General features: G+C 69.5%; 21 protein-coding genes and 3 pseudogenes. 16 read left to right on the top strand and 8 right to left on the bottom strand.

The window, feature by feature from the left end:
- Positions 1-178: 178 nt before the first annotated feature.
- From corA to BLU84_RS22335, 4 genes are all read right to left on the bottom strand, one after another.
- Positions 179-1,171: a magnesium/cobalt transporter CorA gene (gene corA, locus BLU84_RS22320; RefSeq protein WP_074872328.1), complete on the bottom strand. Its 993-nt coding sequence runs from the start codon at positions 1,169-1,171 to the stop codon at positions 179-181.
- Positions 1,172-1,210: 39 nt separating this feature from the next.
- A complete protein-coding gene (locus BLU84_RS22325) occupies positions 1,211-2,536 on the bottom strand; it encodes a lipoprotein N-acyltransferase Lnb domain-containing protein (protein ID WP_074872330.1) in 1,326 nt (441 codons plus the stop codon).
- 165 nt (positions 2,537-2,701) lie between these two features.
- A complete protein-coding gene (locus tag BLU84_RS22330) occupies positions 2,702-3,568 on the bottom strand; it encodes a CorC family transporter (RefSeq protein WP_074872332.1) in 867 nt (288 codons plus the stop codon).
- Between the two features lie 123 nt (positions 3,569-3,691).
- The gene (locus BLU84_RS22335; protein WP_074872334.1) at positions 3,692-4,237 is read right to left on the bottom strand and encodes a GspH/FimT family protein; all 546 of its coding nucleotides are present in this window, start codon (positions 4,235-4,237) and stop codon (positions 3,692-3,694) included.
- 353 nt (positions 4,238-4,590) lie between these two features.
- Between BLU84_RS22335 and BLU84_RS22340 the strand changes: the two genes are divergently transcribed.
- From BLU84_RS22340 to BLU84_RS22370, 7 genes are all read left to right on the top strand, one after another.
- Entirely contained in the window at positions 4,591-5,154 is a 564-nt protein-coding gene (locus tag BLU84_RS22340; protein WP_074872336.1) for a GspH/FimT family pseudopilin, read from the top strand.
- A 17-nt stretch (positions 5,155-5,171) separates the two neighbouring features.
- Positions 5,172-5,681, top strand: a complete 510-nt coding sequence (gene pilV / locus BLU84_RS22345; protein ID WP_074872338.1) for a type IV pilus modification protein PilV — start codon at positions 5,172-5,174, stop codon at positions 5,679-5,681.
- A gap of 11 nt (positions 5,682-5,692) precedes the next feature.
- Positions 5,693-6,688, top strand: a complete 996-nt coding sequence (locus BLU84_RS22350) for a PilW family protein (RefSeq protein WP_074872340.1) — start codon at positions 5,693-5,695, stop codon at positions 6,686-6,688.
- A gap of 11 nt (positions 6,689-6,699) precedes the next feature.
- Positions 6,700-7,281 carry a pilus assembly PilX family protein gene (locus BLU84_RS22355; RefSeq protein ID WP_074872342.1) on the top strand — a complete coding sequence of 194 codons (582 nt, stop codon included), beginning with the start codon at positions 6,700-6,702 and terminating at the stop codon, positions 7,279-7,281.
- 77 nt (positions 7,282-7,358) lie between these two features.
- A complete protein-coding gene (locus tag BLU84_RS22360) occupies positions 7,359-11,138 on the top strand; it encodes a pilus assembly protein (protein ID WP_074872345.1) in 3,780 nt (1,259 codons plus the stop codon).
- Between the two features lie 49 nt (positions 11,139-11,187).
- Positions 11,188-11,595: a type IV pilin protein gene (locus tag BLU84_RS22365; RefSeq protein ID WP_267889198.1), complete on the top strand. Its 408-nt coding sequence runs from the start codon at positions 11,188-11,190 to the stop codon at positions 11,593-11,595.
- A 189-nt stretch (positions 11,596-11,784) separates the two neighbouring features.
- Positions 11,785-12,288 (top strand): hypothetical protein, encoded by a 504-nt coding sequence (locus BLU84_RS22370; protein WP_074872350.1) that lies wholly within the window; start codon positions 11,785-11,787, stop codon positions 12,286-12,288.
- A gap of 128 nt (positions 12,289-12,416) precedes the next feature.
- On the opposite strand, the gene ybeY is transcribed toward BLU84_RS22370, so the two are convergent.
- The 3 genes from ybeY to BLU84_RS22385 all read right to left on the bottom strand — a co-directional run bounded on the left by ybeY (position 12,417) and on the right by BLU84_RS22385 (position 14,519).
- Positions 12,417-12,899, bottom strand: a complete 483-nt coding sequence (gene ybeY / locus BLU84_RS22375) for an rRNA maturation RNase YbeY (protein WP_074872496.1) — start codon at positions 12,897-12,899, stop codon at positions 12,417-12,419.
- Between the two features lie 223 nt (positions 12,900-13,122).
- The gene (locus tag BLU84_RS22380; protein WP_074872352.1) at positions 13,123-14,109 is read right to left on the bottom strand and encodes a PhoH family protein; all 987 of its coding nucleotides are present in this window, start codon (positions 14,107-14,109) and stop codon (positions 13,123-13,125) included.
- A 149-nt stretch (positions 14,110-14,258) separates the two neighbouring features.
- Complete coding sequence (locus BLU84_RS22385) at positions 14,259-14,519, bottom strand: hypothetical protein (protein WP_074872355.1); 261 nt, start codon at positions 14,517-14,519, stop codon at positions 14,259-14,261.
- A 365-nt stretch (positions 14,520-14,884) separates the two neighbouring features.
- Between BLU84_RS22385 and BLU84_RS22390 the strand changes: the two genes are divergently transcribed.
- Complete coding sequence (locus BLU84_RS22390) at positions 14,885-15,955, top strand: 3-oxoacyl-[acyl-carrier-protein] synthase III C-terminal domain-containing protein (protein WP_139175195.1); 1,071 nt, start codon at positions 14,885-14,887, stop codon at positions 15,953-15,955.
- Positions 15,956-15,966: 11 nt separating this feature from the next.
- A pseudogene (locus BLU84_RS28900) lies at positions 15,967-16,185 on the top strand (DUF6053 domain-containing protein); the annotation flags it as partial.
- Here BLU84_RS28900 and BLU84_RS28905 read toward each other — a convergent pair.
- A pseudogene (locus tag BLU84_RS28905) lies at positions 16,113-16,292 on the bottom strand (DUF6053 domain-containing protein); the annotation flags it as partial. The pseudogenes BLU84_RS28900 and BLU84_RS28905 overlap by 73 nt on opposite strands.
- Here BLU84_RS28905 and BLU84_RS28910 point away from each other — a divergent pair.
- From BLU84_RS28910 to BLU84_RS22420, 7 genes and pseudogenes are all read left to right on the top strand, one after another.
- A pseudogene (locus tag BLU84_RS28910) lies at positions 16,234-16,362 on the top strand (DUF6053 domain-containing protein); the annotation flags it as partial. The pseudogenes BLU84_RS28905 and BLU84_RS28910 overlap by 59 nt on opposite strands.
- Positions 16,359-17,378, top strand: coding sequence for an NAD-dependent epimerase/dehydratase family protein (locus tag BLU84_RS22395; RefSeq protein ID WP_074872357.1), 1,020 nt, complete (start codon positions 16,359-16,361; stop codon positions 17,376-17,378). The pseudogene BLU84_RS28910 and the gene BLU84_RS22395, both read left to right, overlap by 4 nt.
- Positions 17,375-18,247, top strand: coding sequence for an MBL fold metallo-hydrolase (locus tag BLU84_RS22400; RefSeq protein ID WP_074872358.1), 873 nt, complete (start codon positions 17,375-17,377; stop codon positions 18,245-18,247). Before BLU84_RS22395 ends, BLU84_RS22400 begins: the two co-directional genes overlap by 4 nt.
- A gap of 325 nt (positions 18,248-18,572) precedes the next feature.
- Positions 18,573-19,256, top strand: a complete 684-nt coding sequence (locus BLU84_RS22405; RefSeq protein WP_074872360.1) for a TetR/AcrR family transcriptional regulator — start codon at positions 18,573-18,575, stop codon at positions 19,254-19,256.
- Positions 19,253-20,383 (top strand): HlyD family secretion protein, encoded by a 1,131-nt coding sequence (locus BLU84_RS22410; RefSeq protein WP_083383023.1) that lies wholly within the window; start codon positions 19,253-19,255, stop codon positions 20,381-20,383. Before BLU84_RS22405 ends, BLU84_RS22410 begins: the two co-directional genes overlap by 4 nt.
- 65 nt (positions 20,384-20,448) lie before the next feature.
- Complete coding sequence (locus BLU84_RS22415; protein WP_425479436.1) at positions 20,449-21,375, top strand: ABC transporter ATP-binding protein; 927 nt, start codon at positions 20,449-20,451, stop codon at positions 21,373-21,375.
- Positions 21,372-22,460: an ABC transporter permease gene (locus tag BLU84_RS22420; RefSeq protein WP_074872361.1), complete on the top strand. Its 1,089-nt coding sequence runs from the start codon at positions 21,372-21,374 to the stop codon at positions 22,458-22,460. Before BLU84_RS22415 ends, BLU84_RS22420 begins: the two co-directional genes overlap by 4 nt.
- The last annotated feature ends 25 nt before the right edge of the window (positions 22,461-22,485 follow it).

The following is a 22,485-nucleotide window of genomic DNA, read 5'->3' on the forward strand; positions in this document are numbered from 1 at the left end:
CTGCGAGGTCGCGGTCGCGGCTCGCGCCGCTCCTACAGGGGCCTTCGGGCCAGTGCGCTGCGTCTGCTGGACGTCCGACTGTAGGAGCTGCGCAAGCTGCGACCGCGAAACCGCGTCTACCGCGCAGCCGTGAAGTCGCGCCCGCAGCGCAAGCCGCTCCCGCGCGCCCGCCGCGACCCTACAACCACTTCGCCCGCTTGAACCCGATGTAGAGCACCAGGCACGTCACCACCACCACGCTGATCAGGATGCCGTAGCTGAATTGCCCGCCGAGCTCCGGCATGTGGGTGAAGTTCATGCCGTACCAACTGGCGATCAGGGTCGGCGCCGCCAGCAGCGCCGCCCAGGCGCCCAGGCGCTTGACGATCTCGCCCTGCCGCACGGTGACCAGCGACAGGTTCACGCTCACCGCCGCGGTCAGCATCTCGCGCAGGGTGTCGGTGGTTTCGTTGATGCGCACGGCGTGGTCGAGCACGTCGCGGAAATACAGCTGGATCTCTTCGTCGATCAGCCCGCCGCGCGAGCGCGCGAGCTGGCCGAGGATGTCCTGCAAGGGCGACACCGCCATGCGCAGCCGGGTCAGTTCGCGCTTGAGGTCGTACAGCTCGCGCACCGTCTCGTTGCGGAAGTCCTCGGCGAAGATGTCCTTCTCCAGCTCGTTGAGCTCCTGGGTGAAGCCCTCGACGATCGGCATGAAGTTGTCGACCACGCTGTCGAGCACCGCGTACAGCGCCGCGCCGGGGCCGTGACCGAGCAGGTCCGGCTCGCGCTCCATGCGCATGCGCGCGGACTTGTAGCTGATCGAGGCGCCGTGGCGCACGGTCACCAGATAGCGCGGGCCGACGAACAAATGGGTTTCGCCGAAGCGGATGCGGTTGTCGATCTTCTGCGCGGTGTGGATGGCGATGAACAGCGAGTTGCCGTAGGCCTCGATCTTCGGCCGCTGGTGCGCGTTGTGCGCGTCCTCGACGGCCAGGTCGTGCAGGCAGAATTCCTCCTGCAGCTTGTCCAGGATGGTTTCGTCCGGCTCGTACAGGCCGACCCAGACGAAGCTGCCGTCGTCGACGGCGAGCACGTCGCTGATCTGGTCCAGCGTGATGTCGCGACGGCCGCCGTCGCGGTCGTAGGCGGCGCAGTTGATGACGCAGTGGGGCAGGGTGGGATCGCTCATGCGCGCATCCTGCCCCCGCGCCCGCGCAGGGGCAAGCGCCTAGCCTTGGCGGGTTGTGGCGGTCGCGCGGAAGCCCGCCCACAGGCCCAGGTGGACCGGCAGCCACAGCGCGATCCAATGCGCGTTGCGTTGCGGGTACACCGGCAGCCAGTACGCGAACAGCGCGGCGACCGCGGCCAGCAGCACGGCCAGGCTCAGCCAGCCGAACAGCGGGCCGGGATCGCGTCCGCGCAGCGCGCGCACGCCGCCGTAGAGCAGCAGCAGGCACAGCGGATCGAACAGCAGCAGGTTGCGGTTGGCGTAGATGTAGGTATGGCCGGTGCCGAGCCAGGCGTACAGCAGCAGCGCGCCGATCAGGCCGAGCGCGGCCCACAGCGGCAGCGCCACGGCCGCCAGCGCGCGCCGGCTGCGCCGGCCGAGCCAGGCCAGCGCCGCGCCGAGGACCACGCCGGCCAGCGCCCACGGCCACCACGGCAGCGGCGCGGCCTCGGGTTCGGCGGCGATGCGCGACGGCAGCAGCACCCGCTCGGACTCGACCAGCGGCCGGCCCTCGCCGTTCTTGACCTCGGCCAGCGCCGCGGCCAGGCGCCCGGGAACGTAGGACTCGGCCCACACCGGCACCGGCTTGTCGGCGTCCGGCCCCATCAGCACGTCGAGCACGAACCACATCCACGGCTCCGGCCGCGACAGCCGCAGCGCTTCGCTGCGCAGGGTGTTGCCGTGCGAGCGGCCTTCGGTCTGCCGGCGCAGGTCGCCGCCCAGGGTGCGGTCGATCGCGTCGCGCACGCGGATCGCGCAGTTGTCGTCGAAATACTGGTAGCGGTAGAACGCGTTTTCCGGCAGCGCGTTGACCCGCAGCGACTCGGCCAGCGCGCGCGCCTGCGCGTCGCTCAGGTCGAGCCACTGCAGGCTGACCTTGCGGCCTTCGTAGTTGTACTGGGCCATGTCCTGGTCGAACGGCAGCGCGACCAGGCGATAGCGCATGTCGTTGCGCACGAAGCGCTGGACGAAGTCGGGCTCGCTCGGGTCGAAGTAGCCGAAGTTGTAGGACACCGCCTGATCGGCGGCGCGGTCGTAGACCACCAGGGCGTCGTGGCCGAAGCGCGACCAGAACTCCTCGCCGGGCTGCATGGTGACCACGCCGATGCGCGGCGCCTGGGCGGCGGTCGCGGCGGTGGCCGGCGTCGTAGCCGGGCCGGCCGGCGTGCCGGCGGCGTCCGTGGCGGTGGCGGTCGCCGCGTTCGCCGCGGCGGGCGCGGCGGGCGCGGGCGTCGCTGCGGACGGCGGCGCGGCCTGGGCCAGCGGCAGGATCAACAAGACGGCGAGCAGGGCGTACAGCCGGACGAAGCGGGGAAGAACGGTCACGGGTGGCCTGATCCGGCGAGGCGGTTGGCGGCCATTGTAAACGCAGGCGTGCGCCGGCCCGTGCGGCGGATCGGCTGCGGCAGAAACGAAACCGGCCCCGATCGGGGCCGGAACTCGCGGGTCGGGCGACTCGACCGCGCGACCGCGCGCGCGGTCGGCGCCGGGTCAGTCGGCGCCGAGCACGCCGACATGGAACGCGTGCACCCGGCGCGCGTCGGCGCTGGCGACGCGGAACACGAACCGGCCCAGGGTCAGTTCCTCGCCGGCCTCGGGCAGGTGCCCGATCGCCGCGGTGACCAGCCCGCCGATGGTGTCGTACTCGTCGTCGTCGAAGTCGGCGCCGAAGCGCTCGTTGAAATCGTCGATCGGGGTGAGCGCGTCGACCACGTACTGGCCGTCGGCCTGGGCCGCGATCAGCGCGTCGGGGTTTTCGGCTTCGTCGTGTTCGTCGTCGATGTCGCCGACGATCTGTTCGAGCACGTCCTCGATGGTCAGCAGGCCGGCGACGCCGCCGTGCTCGTCGATGACGATGGCCATGTGGTTGCGCGACTGGCGGAATTCGCGCAGCAGCACGTCCAGGCGCTTGGACTCGGGGATCAGCACCGCCGGACGCAGCAGTTCGTGGATCGTGCCCGGCCCGTTGTCGGCGACCACGCCGCGCAGCAGGTCCTTGGCCAACAGGATGCCGAGGATCTCGTCCTTGTCCTCGCCGTGCACCGGGAAGCGCGAATGGCCGGATTCGACCACCAGCTTCATCAGGTCGAGGAACTTGGCGTTGGCCGGCAACGCGACCATCTGCGAGCGCGGGATCATCACATCGCCGACGGTGAGGTCGGAGACCGCGATCGCGCCTTCCATCATGCGCAGGGTATCGGCGGCGATCAGGCCGTCGGACTGGGCGTCGCGCAGCAGCTCGACCAGGTCTTCGCGGGAACTGGGTTCGCCCGACAGCGCGGAGCTGATGCGGTCGAGCCAGGAACGCCGTTTCTCGTGGGATTCCGGCGAGTGGGTACTACTGTCGTCCTCGGACATTCGTTTCTTGGCAGGCGCCCATGGGGGTGCGGGCGAGGCCGGCAGTCTAACCCGGAAGCCGGGACAAGCACCCGCGGGCCCGCGGCCGCAGTAAATGGGTCGATATAAGTATTTGAATATTCATTATATTTCGCAGGGTTCGCGGCTCCCGGAAGCGCGCCCCCGCCAGCGGAACTGGCCGGCGTTGGACAGTACCAAGGTTCCCAGCCGCTGCCGCGATCCGGCGCACACGGCGAAGCTGGCGTTGCTGCCGGCGCTGCCGCCGTGGGGCTGGAACACGATCCGGGTGCGCTGGGACGAAGCGAGCAGGCGCAGGCCGCCGTCCAATGCGGGCGAGCGCCGCAGCAAGGTGTCGCCGGCGCCGTAGCGGCGGTCGCCGTCGAGGTCGGCGAACGCCAGCCAGCCGCCGCTCCAGTCGTTCGCGTCGCCGCAACCGGCGCCGCCCGCGGCGCTGGGACACAGCACCGCCGGCGCGCCCGCCGCGACCGCGTGGCGCGCGCACTGCAGGAAGGACTCGGCCAGTTCGCCTTGCACGCGCGCCACGCGCACCCGCTCCAGCGCCGATGCCGCCGCGGGCAGGACCACGCAGGTCGCCAGCAGCATCAGGGCGAGCGCGATCAGGACTTCGGTCAGGGACAGGCCGCGTTGGCGGCCGGGAACGGCGATCATCGGAAGGAACTCCTGCATCCATGCTGGGAGCGACAGTCTGTGCGGCCGAGCGAGCGGGGCGTATCGGATTCGTTCGCTGCGTCGTGTCGGGAATCGCCGGGGCGCGTTGACGGGTCGGGGCCGCAAGGTTTCGTGAAGCCGATGCGGCACGTCGCGCAGCGCCGCATCGAGTGGCACAAATTGCTTGCTTGCGCGGCACATGGCATCCGATGTGCCAATACGTCGAGTCCGATCTGCATTCGCAGTGGAGCGCGCGCCGCTCGCCCCAACATTCCAACCGCTCGTCTCGGTCTACCTCGTCGTCGCCGCGAATGCCGGCCTAGAGTCCGCCCACTTCCGCGGGGCGAGATGCGATGAGATCCAGGCGCGGCACGCAATCGGGATTCACGCTGTTGGAGCTGATGGTCACCGTCGCGGTGGCGGCGGTCGTGGTCGGACTGGCCGTTCCCAGTTTCATCGCCACGATCAACCGCAGCCGTCTGACCGGCGCAGCAAACGAACTGGTGGCGTCGCTGCAGATGGCGCGGATGGAGGCGATGCGGCGCAACGTCTCGGTGACGGTGTGCCGCAGCGCCAATCAGAGCAGTTGTGCGGGCAGCGGGTCGTGGACGGGCTGGATCGTGGTCGTGCCGGACGCCGATCGCGACGGCAACGCCAACGATCCCGCCGTGCTGCAGGCGGTGCAATTGACCTCGGCGGTGCGCCTGAGCAGTTCCGTCGCAGGCGGCAGCGTGTCCTATCGTCCCGACGGTTTCGCTCGCACCGGTGCCAGCGCGCGCGGCGCCTTCCTCAGTGCCACCTTCGATCTGTGCATCCCGACCACCCAGCCGGCGCAGAACGTGCATCGGGTGAGCCTGACCTCCGGTGGCCGCCTGGCCACCGATCCGATCGACGCCAAGGGAGTCTGTGCGCAATGACGCCAGCAACCACATACATGCCGCCGACGCGGGCTGCGCACCGCCGCGCCGCGCCGCGCGCACGGCACGCGCAGACCGGAGTGGGGCTGGTCGAGATCCTGATCGCCGTGCTGGTGCTGGGCCTGGGTTTGCTCGGCGTCGCCGCGATGCAGAGCCTCGCGCTGCGCAACAGCCAGAGCGCCCTGGAGCGCAGCCAGGCGGTGGTGCAGGCCTATGCGATGGCCGACGCGATGCGCGCGAACTCAGCGGCGGCGAAGGCGGGCAGCTACAACACCGCGACGCCGCTGTGCTACAGCGCGTCGGCCGGCTCGGCCGCCGCGGATGCGGACCTGGCCGCCGCCGACCGCGCCGCCTGGGTGCGGTCGTTGGGCGCGAGCCTGGGCGCAACGGCCAGCACCTGCGGCCGCATCGCCTGCGCGGCGGAGTTGTGCACGATCGAGGTGATCTGGGACGACACGCGCGGCGGCAACGCCGGCGGCGAGAGCGGCGCGGACAAGCGGACCTTCCGCTTGCAGGTGCGGCTGTGAGGCGGGCGCGGATGTCGCCCGCGGCCGGTGCGCAGCGCGGCCTGAGCATGATCGAACTGATGGTCGCGCTGGTGCTGGGACTGCTGCTGACCATGGGCGCGCTGTCGATCTTCCTGGCTTCGCGCTCGGCCTACCGGACCACCGAAGACCTTTCGCGCGTGCAGGAAGCCGCGCGGATCGCGTTCGAACTGATGGCGCGCGACGTGCGCGAGGCCGGCGGCAACCAGTGCGCCGAAAGCGTGCGCACCGGCAACGTCGTCAGCGAGCGCGACGACGCTTACTGGCAGAACTGGAAGCACTCGCTGCGCGGCGTCGGCGCGACCGCGGACTTCGTCGCGCCGGCGCTGGGATTCGGCACCGCCGCCGGCACCCGGGTGAGCGGAACCGACGGCCTGGAGCTGCATTCCAGCGAGGATCTGGGCATCTACCTGACCCAGGCCATGACGGCCAAGGATTCGGCGCTGACCGTCAACGCCATCCCCGCCGACGTGCGCGCCAACGACGTGCTGGTGGTCTGCGATTTCCGCCTGGTCAGTTACTTCCGCGCCACCGCCGTGTCGGGCGGCGCGATCGAGCATGGAACCGGCGGCAATTGCAGCGCCGGCTTCACCCGCTTTACCGACCTGACCTGCAATGACGACAAGATTCCGCTCGAAGCCTGGCACCTGTACGGCGCCAACGCGGTCGTCGGCCGTCCGCGCGCGGTGCGCTGGTTCGTCGGCAACAACGCCCGCAACGGCAAGTCGCTGTACCGCGCGGTGCTGTATTCCGGCGGCGCCGCGCCGGCGGCGGACGAGGTCGCCGAGGGGATATCGCAGATGCAGATCCAGTACCTGAGCGATGGCGACAATGCCTACCGCGCCGCATCCGAGGTCGCCGACTGGTCGAAGGTCAAGGCGGCCCGGGCGGTGTTGACCTTGGAAAGCGAACGCAAGAGCGGCACCGGCGGCGAGGCCATCGGCCGCACCGTCACCGCGACCTTAAGCCTGCGCAACCGGAACAGCTGAGGAGGCTGGCGATGCGGACGAAACCGAACACTACTCGCGGCCCGGCCGGTCAGCGCGGCGCGGCCCTGGCGGTCATCATGATCATGTTGCTGGTGATGATGCTGTTGGGCCTGGCGATCCTGCGCAGCACCATGCTCGAAGAGCGCATGAGCGCCGGCATGTACGACCGCAGCCTGGCGTTCGAATTCGCCGAGCGTGCCCTGCGCGAAGGCGAGGCCGCGGTCAATCTGGCGGTGAAGAGCAGCCAGTCGATCGGCCGCGACTGCTCGGCCAGCAATGCGGTTTGCCCCGCAGTGCCGGCCGATGCTTACGGCGCCGCGGTCGCCACCTGCGGCGGCGCCAAATGCTGGACCAACGCCAGCGCCGGCGACGCCGCCCTGCCGCAAGCGGGCACGCCGCAGTACTACGTCGAATTCATGGGGCGGCGCACCACGGCGGACGATCTGGGCGTAGGCGGCGCCAATCCCTACGAGCCCGGCAGCGCGGCGCAGACCAGCACGGCCTACTACCGGGTGACCGCGCGCAGCCACGACCCCAGCCAGGCCCAGGACCGGGCCGTGGTCGTCCTGCAATCGACGATGGCGAGCTTCTGATGCGCATCGCGTTTCCACGTACTTCGCGCGCGCCGGCCAAGCAGCCGGCGACGACGGATTTTCGCAGGAGCAGTCCCATGCACAGCCCGACGCCTCAGCCTTCCCGCAGCCTCCTGCGCCGCCTTCCGGCCTTGCTGGTGGGCCTGGTCGCGGTGTTGAGTTCGGCGCCGTCCGTGTCGGTGGAGATGCCGACGCGGCCTCTGGCGCTGGGCAACGACGTCTCCAACAACCTGGTGCTGATTCCGTCGGTGGAGTTTCCGACGCTGATCTCGCAGGCTAATTTTGACATGGTCAACGGCGTGGACACGTATCGGCCGGCGCGCGCGTATGTCGGCTACTTCGACTCGGACAAATGCTACGAGTACATCTACGATGCGCAAGAAAGGAATCGCCATTTCAATCCTGTCGGCGTAGCGAGCAGCCACGCCTGCGTCGGCGCGAGCAAGCAATGGAGCGGCAATTTCCTCAACTGGGCGACCACCCAGACCATCGACCCCTTTCGCAAGGCCCTGACCGGCGGCTATCGGGTCAAGGACGACGAAACCAGTACCTGGGTCGAAAAGGCAGTCAACGACGCCCACGGCAATATCGCCTATTTCTCGAACAAGTTGCTGGCGAGCGGGCAGAGTCAGCAGGCCGCCCCCATTCAAAGCAGCTTTCCCATGCGCATGCGGGTTTACAGCTTGCGTGCGCAGATGTACTTCACCAACGATACCGGTGGCGGAGACGCTCGAGTTACGAACGCTACGAGCGTTGTTGCCTACAATCCAGCGGTCCACGGGGCTTTGACCGGAAAAAACGACGACCCCAGCGGCAGCACCGATACCAGGGTGTTCGCCATCAGCATCCGCGTTGCGGTATGCGTCAATGCGGGGGTGGTGAAGCCCGAATCGAACTGCGTCAAGTACGGCAACAGCTGGAAGCCGGAAGGGCTCATCCAGAAGTATCAAGACAAGCTGCGGTACAGCATTTTCGGTTACTTGAACGATTCGGCGGAGAGTCGGGACGGCGGGGTGCTGCGCGCCAGGCAGAAGTACGTCGGGCCCTACAGCTACGATCCGATCGATGGAAAAGTCACGAACCCGCTGGCGGAGTGGAGTGCGACCACAGGCATCCAGGCCGTGAATCCCGATTCGACGGATGCCTCGGCGACTAACACTCGCGTCGGTTCAAGCGTCGTGACCAACAGCGGCGTCATCAATTACCTGAACAAGTTCGGCCAGACTACCAGCGCGGCATCCAAGGGGCTGGATAACGTCAGCGAGCTCTATTACGCAGCGGTTCGCTACTTCAAGAATCAGGACAACGTTCTCGCGTACAGCAACATCACGGGCAATGCGGAAACGCAGACCGACAAATTCCCGGTCATCACCGATTGGGTCAATCCGGTGCAGTACTCGTGTCAGCGCAACGTCGCTGTCGGGATCGGCGATACCTATACCCATCGGGATCGAAATCTTCCCGGATCGACGTTGCGTGGCGGCGAGCCCGATATGCCAGCGAGGGTCTCGGCCGACACCACGATCAACGTCGAGACGGCGCTGGGCAAGGTGCTCGCACTGGAGGGCATCACCAGTCCGACCGCCAATCAGTACTTCAACAATTCGGATCAGTTTAATTCAGGATTCATCGCGGGCCTCGCCTACGATTCGCATACCAAGGATATGCAGCCCAACATGGCCGGAATGCAGACGCTGTCGACCTACTGGGTCGACGTGCTTCCTTTCCGCGTCGTGCGCCCGCCGAACCAGAACCAGTATTATCTCGCGGCCAAGTACGGCGGATTCGACGTTCCCGCGGGCTTCGAACCGTACCAGCGCACGGCGGCGCTGCCCGATGCATGGTGGACCGACGGCGACCTGATCGGACTGGCCGACGCCGCAAACAGCAAGCGGCCGCGCAACTTCTTCGTCGCGTATCAGGCTGAGCAAATGGTGCAGGGCCTGACCCGCGCGTTCGAAAGCGCCGTGGCCGACCGCCGCGGCGCGTCTTCGGCCGTCGGCGTCAACGGCGCTTCGGTGCAGGAAGGCGCGGCGATCTACGCGCCGACTTACTTCACCGACTGGCGCGGCGAACTCACGGCCTACCGGTTGGACCCGATCACGCGCGTGTTCCTGCCCCTGTGGACCGCGAGCGACAAGATACCTGCTCCGGCGCAGCGCAAGATCTACGCCAACAGCGGCAGCTATCGCGAATTCAAGTGGAGCGGTTTGGACGCCGGCGACCAGTCGAATCTGACCAGCGTGAGCTTCACCAACGCCGGCGGCGAAGACGTGGTCAACTACCTGCGCGGAGAGCGCAGCAAGGAGTCGTCCAACGGCGGCCCGTTCCGCAACCGCAAGAACACGCTCGGCGACCTGATCAACTCCACGCCGATGTTCGTCGGCCGTCCCAGCGCGACGTTCTACGCCAACGCGACCTTCGCCGGCGGCGGCGAGACCTATCGCGATTTCGCCAACGCCAACGCGGCGCGCAAGAACGTCGTGTACGTCGGCGCCAACGACGGCATGCTGCACGGATTCGACGCCGCAACCGGCGTGGAAACGTATGCCTTCGTGCCGCAGGCCGTGCTTAAGCGCAGCGGCATGGACGGCCTTGCAGGTTACGCCTCGCCGAATTACCAGCATCGCTTCTTCGTCGACGGCGAACTCACCGTCGCCGACGTCTATACCCAGGGCGCGTGGAAAACGGTGCTGATCGGCACGCTGGGGCGCGGCGGCAAGGGCGTGTTCGCGCTCGATATCACCGACCCGGACAACGTGAAGTTCCTGTGGGAACTTAGCGATTCGCAGATCCCCGAGCTCGGCAACAACCTGGGCAAGCCGTGGGTGGCGCAGACCGCCAGCGGCGTGTGGAAGGTCTTCCTCGGCAATGGCCCGAACAGCAGCGGCGCCCGCGCGCAGTTGCTGGTGCTCGACGTCGCCACCGGCGCGGCCACCAGCGTGGATACGGGCGAGGGCAGCGACAACGGTTTGTCGGCAGCGCGGGTCTGGGACGCCGACAACAACGGCTTCGTCGATACGGCCTATGCCGGCGACTTGAAGGGCAATCTGTGGAAGTTCTCCGGTTTCGGCGCGGGCGGGACGCCCAATGCGACGCGCCTGTTCCAGGCCGAAGCCGACGGCAGGGGCCAGCCGATCACCGCCATGCCCTTGGTCGGCCGCAAGCCCGATTCGCTCGAGACCTGGGTGTTCTTCGGCACCGGTTCGTTCTTGAGCAATACCGATCCGGGCAACAAGGCCGTGCAGTCCTGGTACGGCATCGTCGATACCGGCAGTGCGGTCGCGAGCAGCGACCTGAAGACGCGCAGCATCGAGTTCGAAGGCAAGCTGACCCGGGCCGACGGCAAGAGCGTCGATGTACGGGTGGTCTCGGCGGCTGAGGACGGCGATATGCAGGGCAAGAACGGGTGGCGCTTGGATCTGGTCTCGCCGGGGCCGATCGCGCGCGGCGAGCGCATGGTGGTGCCGAACCTGTTCGACGGTAATCGTCTGCTGGGCATCACCCGTATTCCCAACGTAAGCGATCCCTGCAACCCGGGAGGCGACGGTTTCATCATGGAAATCGACCCGTTCACCGGCGCGCGCACGGCGGGCGACGTGTTCGACGCGGACGGCAACGGGCGCATCGACGGCGGCGATCGGATCGCGCCCGGCACGGGAGGGGGGGGCAAGCCGCCTGTGTCCGGCGTCGGCACCGACGGCAACTCGCCGAACGGGGGCGTGGTGATTCCGGGCAACAACGGCAACGTCCTGCCGATCCAGAACGATTCGGGCGGTTTGGAGAAGCCGGAGAGCGCGGCGTTCGGGTTGGGCGCCAAGCGCATCTCCTGGCGCGAGGTGCGGCGCGATGGCTGAGGCAGGCCGATCGCGACGCGGGCAGTGGTCATTCTTGAGGGGGCGGAGCGTGTCCAGACGCAGCAACGGGGGATTCACCCTGATCGAACTGATGATCGTGGTGGCGATCGTGGCCATCCTGGCCTCCATCGCCTACGCGGCCTACACCAGCCAGATAGTGAAGACGCGGCGCGCGGCCGCCACTGCCTGTCTGATGGGGCACGTGCAGTACATGGAGCGCTACTACACGACCCGCTTCACCTACGTCGGGGCCGCGGTGCCGGCGACGGGATGCGTGACCGAGTTGAGCGACTTCTACACCTTCGCGGGCGATTCGTTCACGGCGCAGTCGTATCGGTTGACGGCCGCACCGAAGGGCGCCCAGGCCACGGCGGACGGCAAGTGCATGACGCTCTCGATCAACGAGAAAGGCGTCAAGGGTCGCAGCGGCAGCGCGAACGTGCTGGATTGCTGGTGAGGCTCGCGCCGCCGGTGTTCTGCGACTGGAGTGCCGCGGCTGTCGCGCGGCGCACCCGTTCCTAGGAAAAGCCCGACGACGCAGCGGGATTGAGGCCGATAGCCTGCGGCATTGCCCGGGCGGATCATCGCAACTGCCGCAGCGCCGGCATCCGTCGATACCTCAATTCAAGGAAGAGGAAGCGTCATCATGAAAGGATTCGCAACCGCACTGTGTTTTGTCCTGGCTTCGCTGAGCCTTCCGTTGTCCGCCGCCTCCGCGGCCGTAGCCGCGACGCCGGCGGCGACGGCGAGTTATGTCGAGCTAGGCGATTATCTGCGCGGCGAGGCCGAAATCGAGGCCTGGTACGAAGCGTTGTATCGCTTGCGCGACAATTTCGACCAGATTTGCGGGGACACGTTCTGCGAAGGCGACTACAGCAACATCCAGGCGCTGAGGCTGCGTTGCTCGGTCGACAGCGCCAGCGGCCTGGTCGGTCGCTGCCTGTGGTCGTTCGCAGCGAGCAACGAGGAGATCGATCCCGCCACCGGTGCGATCCGGGTCGATGCGAAAGTCTGGAAATGCCGGCTGCCGCTGGTGCGCGGCACCTCGGCGCAGGCGTTGCTGGCGGCGTGGGCCGGGGAACGGCCGTTGTATGCCGCGCTGCCCGGTACGACCAAGTCGGCTTACGAGGGCTTGAGCGACTGCCTCTGAGGGCGCGGCCGCGAGATTGGTCGTTTGCGGCGTCGACGCGATAGACAGAGGCTGCGGCCTGCAGAAGGCCGCGCCTTCTTCGGTCTTCGATCGGCGTACCAACAAGCGGCGATCGAACGCCTTCGCGCTCAGTCTTCGAGGTAGGGATCGTCCACGCCCAGCGTCGCCAGGATCTCGCGCTCCAACTGCTCCATGCACTCGGCCTCGCGCTCGTCCTCGTGATCCCAGCCGAGCAGGTGCAGCACGCCGTGCACGGTGAGGTGGGCGTAGTGGTCGTTCAGCGCCTTCTTCTGCTCGCGCGCCTCGCGCGCGACCACCGGGGCGCAGATGACCAGGTCGCCGAGCAGCGGCAGCTTGACGCCTTTGGGCAGGCCCTCGGGCATCTCGGCCGGGAAGCTCAGCACGTTGGTGGCGTAGTCGCGGCCGCGGTAGTGGCGGTTGAGCGAACGCCCTTCCTTGCTGTCGACGATGCGGATGGCGAGGTCGGCTTCGCGGATGCGGCCCTTGAGCGCGGCGGCGACCCACTTGCGGAAGCTGGTCGCGGCCGGCAGGCCTTTGCGCGGCAGGGCGTAGTTGATGGCGACATCGAGTCGGACGGGGCCTTGGGTCATCGCGGCGCTCACTGGCAGTTCGGGCGGTTCGCTGTTCGGTGATGCGGGTGGTGCGTCGGCGGTTCGGCGGCCGCGATCGCGGTCGCGGGCCGCTGGTCGCGTCGCGGCGGACATCGTCGCCGCGGTGCGGGCCGGCGCGGCCGCGGTGGCTGTCGCGCCGATGTCGTTGCCTGCGTCGTCGCCGGTGCGAAGCCGGCGGCGCGCGGGCATCCGGACCGTCGCCTCAGGCGGCCGGTCCGGTCTGCGAGTCCTTCGCGTCGCGTGCGTCGTAGGCGGTGACGATGCGCGCGACCAGGGGATGGCGGACCACGTCCTTGGCTTCGAAGAAGGTGAAGCTGATGCCGTCGACGTTGCGCAGCACGTCCAGCGCGTCCTTCAGCCCCGACTTGACGTGCTTGGGCAGGTCGACCTGGGTCAGGTCGCCAGTCACCACCGCGGTGCTGCCGTAGCCGATGCGGGTCAGGAACATCTTCATCTGTTCGATGGTGGTGTTCTGCGCTTCGTCCAGGATCACGTAGGCGTCGTTGAGGGTGCGGCCGCGCATGTAGGCCAGCGGCGCGATCTCGATGACGTTCTTTTCCAGCAGCTTGACCACCTTCTCCACGCCGAACATCTCGTACAGCGCGTCGTAGAGCGGGCGCAGGTAAGGGTCGACCTTTTGGGTGAGGTCGCCGGGCAGGAAGCCGAGCTTCTCGCCGGCTTCCACCGCCGGGCGCACCAGGATCAGCCGCTGCACGCGCGATTCGTTCAGCGCCTCGACCGCGCTGGCCACGGCCAGGAAGGTCTTGCCGGTGCCGGCCGGGCCGATGCCGAAGTTGATGTCGTGGGTGGCGATGGCGTGCAGGTACTTGGCCTGATTGGCGCCGCGGCCGCGGATGGTGCCGCGCTTGACCCGGATCGCCACTTCCTGCGGTTCGAAGTCGCGCTGCGCGACCTGCTCGGCGCCGGTTTCGGTCAGGGCCAGGTGAATGGCGTTGTCGTCGAGGGTTTCCTCGCCGGCGTCCTTCCACAGCCGGCGCAGCAGCTTTTCGGCCTGGCCGACCGCGCCGTCGGGGCCGTCAATGCGGAAGATGTTGCCGCGATTGGCGATTTCCACGCCCAGGCGCAGTTCGATCATGCGCAGGTGGCCGTCGAACGGGCCGCTGAGGTTGGCCAGACGCTCGCTGTCGGCGGGGTCCAGGGTGAATTCGGAGACGGTGCGTGCGGGCATGGCGAAAGCGTAGGCGGATCGTGCACGCGATGCGTGCTGGGGTGTCACAGCTTGCGCCTGTCGGCCGGTTTTCGCAAAGCCGCGCGGCCGCGACGGGCGGGGTATTGCGCGGCGGTGAGAGCGTCGGCGATGCCGGCGGGCGAGCCGGTTCAGCGCCGTGCGATGCGCAATGCGCGCCAGATCCGCACCGCGCCGACCAGCACCAGCAGCGCCGAACCGGCCAGCCACAGCAGGCCGACGGTCTCGGTGTCGAACCCGCCGTGACGGGTCGCACGCATCCAGCCGCGCACCAGGCCGAGCGCGCCGAGGCCGAGGAACCAGAACCCCAGGGCTTCGCGCGAAATCAGCCGGGACGGCGGGCCGGCCTGCGGCGAGGAGGGCGGGGGCGGTGGAGCGGGGGACGGCGGCATGGCGATGCTCCTTCGGCCTCGGGGCGGGACGGCGGCCTGGGCGGCAGCGCCAGGATCGCGAGCCCGCGCGGCGCGGGCAAGGGGCGGATCGTCGCGGTGGATGCGGGCGGCGGCCTCGGCGCCTGCGCAGGCGACGGTTCCCTGGCCGAACCGTTGCAGCGGGCTCACCAAGTTTCGCCTCACGCAGCGCCGCACCACGCAGCGTCGAGCCGCCAAGGCCACGCCCGCTTCCGCGTGCATCCCCGTCCCCCGATCCGCGCCGCTTCGACATTCACACCCGTCTCCGCACCCGCCCCAAAGCCCCATAACTATCGGCAAACCCGCCACACTCCCGCATACTTCCCGTGCACATGGACATCAGAACGATGCAGCACAGCCTGCCGCCCGGATCGGCGGCCCACGCCGCCGGCGAACGCCGCGGCGCCGGCGCCGCGCCCGACCTGGATTGGCGCGTACGCATCGCCGGGCTCGGCCGCTACCTGCCGCGGCGCTGCGTCGACAGCGCGCAGATCGAAGACCGGGTCGGCCTGCCGCGCGGATGGGCGCTGGAAAACAGCGGCGTCGAATTCCGCCATTGGGCCGAACCCGAAACCGAGCGCGCCAGCTGGATGGGCGCGCAGGCCGCGTTGCAGGCCTGCGAGCGCGCCGGCATCGAGCCGGGCGCGGTCGATCTGATCGTCAACGCCTCCGGTTCGGCCGAGCGCGCCATTCCCGACGGCGGGCCGTTGCTGCAGCGCGAGCTCGGGCTGGGCCGTTCCGGCATCCCCGCGCTGTCGGTGCACGCGACCTGCCTGAGCTTCGTCGCCGCGCTGGAACTGGCGGCCGAACGCATCCACCACGGCCGCATCGAGCGTGCGCTGGTGGTCAGCAGCGAAATCGCCTCGGTCGGCCTGGATTTCGCCAACCCCGAGGTCTGCACGCTGTTCGGCGACGGCGCCGCCGCGGCGGTGCTGGAGCGCGCGCCGCACGACAGCCCCAGCCGCATCCACCGCATCGCCTGGCGCACCGTGGGCGAGGGCGTGGAGATCACCACCCTGCGCGGCGGCGGCAGTTGGCGGCCGCCGCTGGGGCCGAGCACGGTGCCGGCCGACGCGCTGTTCTCGATGCAGGGCCAGGCCGCGCTGCGCAGCGGCATCCGCCTGGTGCCGCACGTGATGCGCCGGCTCGGCCTGGACGACATGGCCGCGCGCGCTGCGCTGCGCTGGGTCGCGCCGCACCAGGCTAGCCGCGCCGCGCTGGAGGTGATCGACCAGATCGGTTTCAGCGGCGCGGCGATGGTGCGCACCTTGCAACACACCGGCAACTGCATCGCCGCCTCGATCCCGCTGGCGCTGGAGCAAGGCGTGCGCGAGGGCCTGATCCGGCGCGGCGAAACCGGCGTCCTGCTCGGCACCGGCGCCGGTTTGTCCGGCGTCGGTTTGACGCTGACTTACTGAACGTCTGCGCGATGCTGCGAACTTCGTCGGACATCGCAGGATCGGGGGTTACGACAGAGCCGCGCATCTCGTGCATCGCGGCGATCCGGTCGAAGAGCGTCGGGGCTGAAGCCCCTCCCACAGCAGCAGCGAAGATCGCCACAAAGGCTCCTGTGGGAGGGCCTTCAGGCCCGACGCTTTCCGGCCAGTTTGCGGCGATCGGGCCGAAAAGCATCGAGGTTGAAACTCCTTCCACAGCAGCGGTGAAGACCGTCACGGAGGCTTCTGTGGGAGGGCCTTCAGGCCCGACGCTTTCCGGCCAGTTTGCGGCGATCGGGCCGAAAAGCATCGGGCCTGAAGCCCCTCCCACAAGAGCCTGCGTCGCCGGCCTTATGGGACATCGCAGTCGCACGGAACATCGCCCATGACCGCCGAGCGCCGCATCGTCGTCACCGGCGCGACCGGCTTTCTCGGCGGCGCGCTGGTCCGCCATCTCGCCGCGACGCGGCCGTGGCAGCAGACCGTCGCGCTCGGCCGCGACGCCGGCCGCGGCCGCGCGTTGCAGGCGCAGGGCATCGAGTTCCACGCGCTCGATCTCACCGACGAAGCCGCCGTGCACCGCGTCCTGCGCGGCGCCGACACCGTCGTGCACTGCGCCGCGCTGTCCAGCCCGTGGGGCCGGCGCGAAGCCTTCGTCGCCGCCAACCTCACCGCCACCGAGCACGTGGTCGCCGCCTGCATCGCGCGCCAGGTGCGGCGGCTGGTGCACATCTCCACGCCGGGCATCTATCACGACGGCGCGCCGCATCGCGGCATCCGCGAAGACCAACCGCTGCCGGCCAGGCCGGTCAACGACTACGCCGCGACCAAGCTCGCCGCCGAGCGTGTGGTGTTCGAGCGTTGCGCGGCCGGCGGCGTGTCGGCGCTGGCGCTGCGGCCGCGCGCGATCTTCGGCCCCGGCGACAGCGCGATCCTGCCGCGGCTGGCGCAGACGCTGCGCGCGGGGCGCCTGCGCCGGATCGGCGAGGAAGGCTGCCTGGTCGATCTGAGCTACATCGACAACGTCGTCGATGCCTGCGTGCTGGCGATGGACGCGTCGTGGCGCCTCGGCGGCCGGGTCTACAACATCAGCAACGGCGAACCGGTGGCGATCTGGAGCGTGATCGACCGCCTCGCCGACGCGCTGTCGCTGCCGCGCCCGCGCAAGCGCGTGCCCAAGCCGCTGGCGCTGGCGCTGGCCAGCGCGGTGGAGGCGTTCCATCGCCGTTTCCGTCCCGATGTCGAGCCGGCGCTGCTGCGTTATGGCGTCGAATTGCTCAGCGTCGACATGACCCTGGACATTTCGCGCGCGCGCGATGAACTGGGGTATCGTCCGCGAGTGAACATGGACGATGCGCTGAACAAGACCTTGCAGGAGCTGGCGCGCGCGGAGGCGCGGCGGTGAGCGGCGAGGTCGCGCTGACCCTGGCCGCGTCCGGCCACAGCTGCGCCGACCCGCGCCATCTCGGCCTCGCTGCCGGCGCGCCGATGCGTTTTCCCGCGGGCTGGGCGCTGATCGAGCACCCGGTGCAGGGCGCGATCCTGTTCGACTGCGGCTACGGCCCCGACGCGCGCGCGGCGATGCGTGCCGGTCTGCGCTGGGTCTACCAACGCGTCATCCACGCCTGCTGCCCACCGCACGCCGACGCCGCGCACCTGCTGCGCCAGCGCGGCCTCGACGCCGACGACGTGCGTCTGCTGGTGGTCAGCCATTTCCATCCCGACCACATCGGCGGGCTCGGCGAATTCCGCAACGCGCGCTTCGTCGCCCACGCCCAGGCGTGGCGACGGATCCAGCAGGCCGGCTGGTTCGAACTGCTGCACGCGCAGATCTGGAAGGAACTGCTGCCGGCCGACTTCGCCGAACGCCTGCAATTGCTCGACGACGAAGGCCGACGCCCGCTCGAGGGCGACCTGGCCGGTCTCGGCGAAGGCTGGGACTTGTTCGGCGACGGCAGCCTGCACGCGCTGTCGTTGCCGGGCCACGCCCGCGGCCAGCTCGGCCTGGCCCTGCGCACGCAGCGCGGCGAACGCGCCGTGCTCGCCGCCGACGCGTTCTGGCGGCGCGAGCAGCTCGACCGTCCGCAGCCGCTGCCGTGGCTGACACAGCAAGTGGCGATGGACGACCCGCGCGCCTACCTCGACACCCTGCGCCGGCTGGCGCGGTTCCGCGACACCCACCACGGCGCCTGGGTGATCCCCTCGCACTGCGCCGACACCCTGGCGCAATGGCGCCAGCGCTACCCGCACGCGGTGCTCGACGCGAGCGAGTAGATCGCCGCGGCCGACGGCGATCCCCCTGTAGGAGCGGCGCAAGCCGCGACCGCCATGTATCGGCTCGCCGCGCGCAAACGGTCGGGCGTTTTCTCCTCCGCGCGCTACGGCGCCTACGGATGCCGGGCGCCAGCGACGATTGCGTCGTGCCGCGTCGGCTTTGGGACGTGGCGGCTGGGCTGTGTCGCAGTCATCGGTTGCTTTCGTCGTTGGTTCGTTTTCGCGGTCGCGGCTTGCGCCGCTCCTACAGGGAGGCGGGCAGGATCGCCGACCGCTCGTCGGGACCGGCTTGCGAACTAATTAATCATTGAATTAAATATGGCGCATGGACACCCCCAAGCCCGCCAAGCGCGGCCGTCCGCGCAAGACCGCGGCGCCCAAGCGCGCCCCCGGCCGCCCCGCCGCCGCCGACAATCCGGACCTGCGCGAGCGCCTGCTCGATGCCGCCATCGCCTGTTACGCCCGCCAGGGCATCGCCGCGACCTCGCTGCGCGCCATCGCCGCCGAGGCCGGGGTCAACCCAGCGCTGCTGCATTACTACTTCGGCGATAAAGAGCAGTTGCAGCAGGCGGTCAGCAACGAGCGGCTGATGCCGCTGGTGCTGGGGCTGCGCGACGGGCTCGGCGGCGAAGACGCCGACGTGTTCGACCTGATCGGCCGCTTCGTCGCCAACATCGGCCGGATCATCGAAACCCATCCGTGGCTGCCGTCGCTGTGGGTGCGCGAGGTGCTGTGCGAGGGCGGGGCGCTGCGCCAGACCCTGCTCTACGACAAGATCGGCCCGCTGTTGCCGCGCATGCTCGCCGCGCGCTTCGCCCAGGCGCAGGCGCAGGGCCGGATCAACGCCGACCTCGACCCGCGCCTGCTGATGGTCAGCCTGATCGGCCTGACCCTGTTCCCGGCGGCGAGCGCGCCGATCTGGCGCCATCTGTTCGGCGCCGAAGACCTCGACCCGGCGGCGCAGCGCCGCCACGCACTGGCTCTGCTCGATCGGGGATTGACGCCATGAACGCGCAACGCGATATCGCGAACGCCGCTTTCTCCCGCACCTCGGCCGCGTTGCGGGTCGCCGCGGGCGCACGCACAGCGCAAGCGCGCCGCGCGAACGCCGCCGCATCGCAGCCGGTCGCGCAGGCATCGCAGCCCACCTTCATCGGCCGCCACGCCGATGCGAACCCGCGCAACACGCTGCGCCGAGTCGCCGCGTGCGCACTCGCCGCGCTCGCGCTGGCCGGCTGCGCGAAGGAACCGCCGCAAGCGCTGGGCACGCTGGAATGGGACCGCATCACCTTGCCCGCGCCGGCCGCCGAAAAAGTCGTGCGCATCGACGTGCGCGAAGGCCAGCGGGTCAAGGCCGGCGCCCGCGTGCTGCAGCTCGAACTCGACCGCACCCGTTCGCAGCTGCAGGCCGCGCAGGCGCAGGCGCAGCAATCGGCGCAGGCCCTGGCCGAACTCGAAGCCGGGCCGCGCAGCGAGGCGATCGATCAGGCCCGCGCCAATCTCGCCGCCGCGCAGGCCCAGCAGCGCGACGCCAGCGCCTATTACGAGCGCGTGCGTCCGCTCGGCCAGCGCCAACTGATCGCCGCCGCCGACGTCGACCGCGCCCGCGCCGCCGCCGGCAACGCCGTGGCCCAGGTGCGCGCGGCCGAAGCGGCCTTGCTCGAGCTCGAACGCGGCAACCGCCGCGAAGACATCGCCCAGGGCCGCGCCGCGCTCGCCGCCGCCCAGGCCCAGGCCGCGGTGCAGCAGGTGACGTTCGGTAAGCTCGACGTGCTGGCGCCGCGCGACGGCGTGGTCGACAGCCTGCCGTACAAGCTCGGCGACCAGGCGCCGGTGGGATCGCCGCTGGCGGTGATGCTGGTCGGCCCGCGCCCGTTCGCGCGCGTGTACGTGCCCGAGACCCTGCGCCAGGACGTGCGCGTCGGCCGCGCCGCGAAGGTCTACGTCGAAGGCCGCGCGCGCGCCTGGAACGGCCGCGTGCGCATGATCCGCAGCGAATCCAGCTTCACCCCGTACTACGCGCTGATCGGCGAGGACGCCGCGCGCCTGAGCTATCTGTGCGAGGTGGAACTGAGCGACGCCGACGCCGTCGATCTGCCGGCCGGTCTGCCGGTGCGGGCCGAGTTCGCGCCGTGAGCGCCGTCGCCGGCGAAGCGCAGGCCGCAGCGCCGGCGACGGCGCCCGCGATCCGCGCGCGTGGCATGAGCAAGCGCTTCGGCGCACTGCAGGCGGTGGACCGGGTCGACCTGACCGTGCCGCGCGCCTGCGTCTACGGCTTCCTCGGCCCGAACGGCTCGGGCAAGTCGACCACCATCCGCATGCTGTGCGGGTTGCTGACGCCCAGCGCCGGCGAGATCGAAGTGCTGGGGCTGAAGATCCCCGCGCAGGCCGAAGCGCTGCGCCGCCGCATCGGCTACATGACCCAGAAGTTCTCGCTGTTCGAAGACTTGAGCGTGCGCGAGAACCTGGAATTCCTCGCCGCGGTGCAGGACATCCCCAAGGCCGCCGCGCGCAAGCGCATCGACGAACTGATCGGGCAATACCGCTTCGGCGACCGCCAGAACCAGCTCGCCGGCACCATGAGCGGCGGCCAGAAGCAGCGCCTGGCGCTGGCCGGCGCGGTCATCCACGAGCCCGAACTGCTGTTCCTCGACGAACCCACCAGCGCGGTCGATCCCGAATCGCGCCGCGACTTCTGGGAAAAACTGTTCGAGCTGGCCGACGCCGGCACCACGCTGCTGGTGTCTACCCATTACATGGACGAAGCCGAGCGCTGCCATCGCCTGGCGATCCTCGACCGCGGCGCGTTGGTCGCCGACGGCACCCCGGCCGAACTCACCGGCGCCTTGCAGGGCCGCGCGGTGGAAGTGCGCGCCGCGCAGCCGCGCAAGGCCCAGCGCGCGCTGGTCGATCTGCCCGGCGTGCTCAGCGTGGCCCAGATCGGCAACGACCTGCGCGTGCTGCTGGCCGACGCCGACACCGCCGAACAAGGCCTCACCGACGCGCTGCGCGCGGCCGGGCTGGAGGCCGAGGTGGCCAAGGCCAAGCCCAACCTGGAAGACGTGTTCGTCGCCGCGACCCGTGGCCAAGCGCCGCGCGCCGCGACGGCGCGCGAGGAGGGCGCATGAAACTGCGGCGGCTGTGGGCCATCGTGCTCAAGGAAGTGCGGCAACTGCGGCGCGACCGCATCACCCTGGCGATGATCGTGATGATCCCGGTCGGCCAGCTGGTGCTGTTCGGCTACGCCATCAACCTGAACCCGCGCGGCCTCACCGCTGCCGTCGCCGACCAGGCCGGAACCGCCGCCTCGCGCGCGCTGGTGATGGACATGGTCGCCACCGGCGTGATCCGCACCGTGGCCGAAGCCGACACCCCGCAGCAACTCGTCGGCATGCTCCGGCGCGGCGAGATCAGCGTCGGCATCGCCGTGCCGCCGGACTTCGAACGCCGCCGCGTCGACGGCCGCGAGGTGGCGCAGGTGATGGTCGACGGCAGCGACACCGTGGTGCAGAGCGCAGCCGCGCAACTGGCGCAGACGCCGGTCGACAGTTCGGTCGTCGCGCCGCGCAAGACCGCGCCGATCGGCGTGGTCGCGTTCTACAACCCGCAGCGGCGTTCGCCGGTCAACATCGTGCCCGGCCTGATCGGGGTGATCCTGACCATGACCATGGTGATGTTCACCTCGGTGGCGATCGTGCGCGAGCGCGAGCGCGGCAACATGGAGCTGCTGATCACCACGCCGGTGAGCCGCACCGAGCTGATGATCGGCAAGGTGCTGCCGTACGCGCTGATCGGCCTGATCCAGACCAGCGTGGTTCTGCTGCTGGGGCTGTGGCTGTTCGACGTGCCGATCAAGGGCAGCGTGCTCGAGGTCTACATCGCCGCGGTGCTGCTGATCCTGGCCAACCTGGCGCTGGGGCTGATGATCTCGACCAAGGCCGCCTCGCAGTTCCAGGCCATGCAGATGACCGTCTTCATCCTGCTGCCGTCGATCCTGCTGTCGGGCTTCATGTTCCCCTACGCCGGCATGCCGGTGCCGGCGCAGTGGCTGGCCGAAGTGTTGCCGATGACCCACTTCCTGCGCCTGATCCGCGGGGTGATGCTGCGCGGCGCGGGGCTGCTGGAGCTGTGGCACGACGTGGCCTACCTGCTGGGTTTCATCGCGGTGATGATGAGCCTGGCGGTGGCGCGGTTCCGCAAGCGGCTGGATTGAGCCGCGCGGCCCGCACTTGCGCCCG

The sequence above is a fragment of the Lysobacter enzymogenes genome (assembly GCF_900106525.1).
In the GTDB taxonomy this organism is placed as follows: domain Bacteria; phylum Pseudomonadota; class Gammaproteobacteria; order Xanthomonadales; family Xanthomonadaceae; genus Lysobacter; species Lysobacter enzymogenes.

Excerpts from the sequence above, each read along its gene's own strand:
- corA (WP_074872328.1), bottom strand. The coding sequence starts at position 1,171 with ATGAGCGATCCCACCCTGCCCCACTGCGTCATCAACTGCGCCGCCTAC.
- BLU84_RS22330 (WP_074872332.1), bottom strand. The coding sequence starts at position 3,568 with ATGTCCGAGGACGACAGTAGTACCCACTCGCCGGAATCCCACGAGAAA.
- BLU84_RS22335 (WP_074872334.1), bottom strand. The coding sequence starts at position 4,237 with ATGATCGCCGTTCCCGGCCGCCAACGCGGCCTGTCCCTGACCGAAGTC.
- BLU84_RS22340 (WP_074872336.1), top strand. The coding sequence starts at position 4,591 with ATGAGATCCAGGCGCGGCACGCAATCGGGATTCACGCTGTTGGAGCTG.
- pilV (WP_074872338.1), top strand. The coding sequence starts at position 5,172 with ATGCCGCCGACGCGGGCTGCGCACCGCCGCGCCGCGCCGCGCGCACGG.
- BLU84_RS22350 (WP_074872340.1), top strand. The coding sequence starts at position 5,693 with ATGTCGCCCGCGGCCGGTGCGCAGCGCGGCCTGAGCATGATCGAACTG.
- BLU84_RS22355 (WP_074872342.1), top strand. The coding sequence starts at position 6,700 with ATGCGGACGAAACCGAACACTACTCGCGGCCCGGCCGGTCAGCGCGGC.
- BLU84_RS22360 (WP_074872345.1), top strand. The coding sequence starts at position 7,359 with ATGCACAGCCCGACGCCTCAGCCTTCCCGCAGCCTCCTGCGCCGCCTT.
- BLU84_RS22370 (WP_074872350.1), top strand. The coding sequence starts at position 11,785 with ATGAAAGGATTCGCAACCGCACTGTGTTTTGTCCTGGCTTCGCTGAGC.
- ybeY (WP_074872496.1), bottom strand. The coding sequence starts at position 12,899 with ATGACCCAAGGCCCCGTCCGACTCGATGTCGCCATCAACTACGCCCTG.
- BLU84_RS22380 (WP_074872352.1), bottom strand. The coding sequence starts at position 14,109 with ATGCCCGCACGCACCGTCTCCGAATTCACCCTGGACCCCGCCGACAGC.
- BLU84_RS22385 (WP_074872355.1), bottom strand. The coding sequence starts at position 14,519 with ATGCCGCCGTCCCCCGCTCCACCGCCCCCGCCCTCCTCGCCGCAGGCC.
- BLU84_RS22390 (WP_139175195.1), top strand. The coding sequence starts at position 14,885 with ATGCAGCACAGCCTGCCGCCCGGATCGGCGGCCCACGCCGCCGGCGAA.
- BLU84_RS22395 (WP_074872357.1), top strand. The coding sequence starts at position 16,359 with ATGACCGCCGAGCGCCGCATCGTCGTCACCGGCGCGACCGGCTTTCTC.
- BLU84_RS22405 (WP_074872360.1), top strand. The coding sequence starts at position 18,573 with ATGGACACCCCCAAGCCCGCCAAGCGCGGCCGTCCGCGCAAGACCGCG.
- BLU84_RS22410 (WP_083383023.1), top strand. The coding sequence starts at position 19,253 with ATGAACGCGCAACGCGATATCGCGAACGCCGCTTTCTCCCGCACCTCG.
- BLU84_RS22415 (WP_425479436.1), top strand. The coding sequence starts at position 20,449 with ATGAGCAAGCGCTTCGGCGCACTGCAGGCGGTGGACCGGGTCGACCTG.
- BLU84_RS22420 (WP_074872361.1), top strand. The coding sequence starts at position 21,372 with ATGAAACTGCGGCGGCTGTGGGCCATCGTGCTCAAGGAAGTGCGGCAA.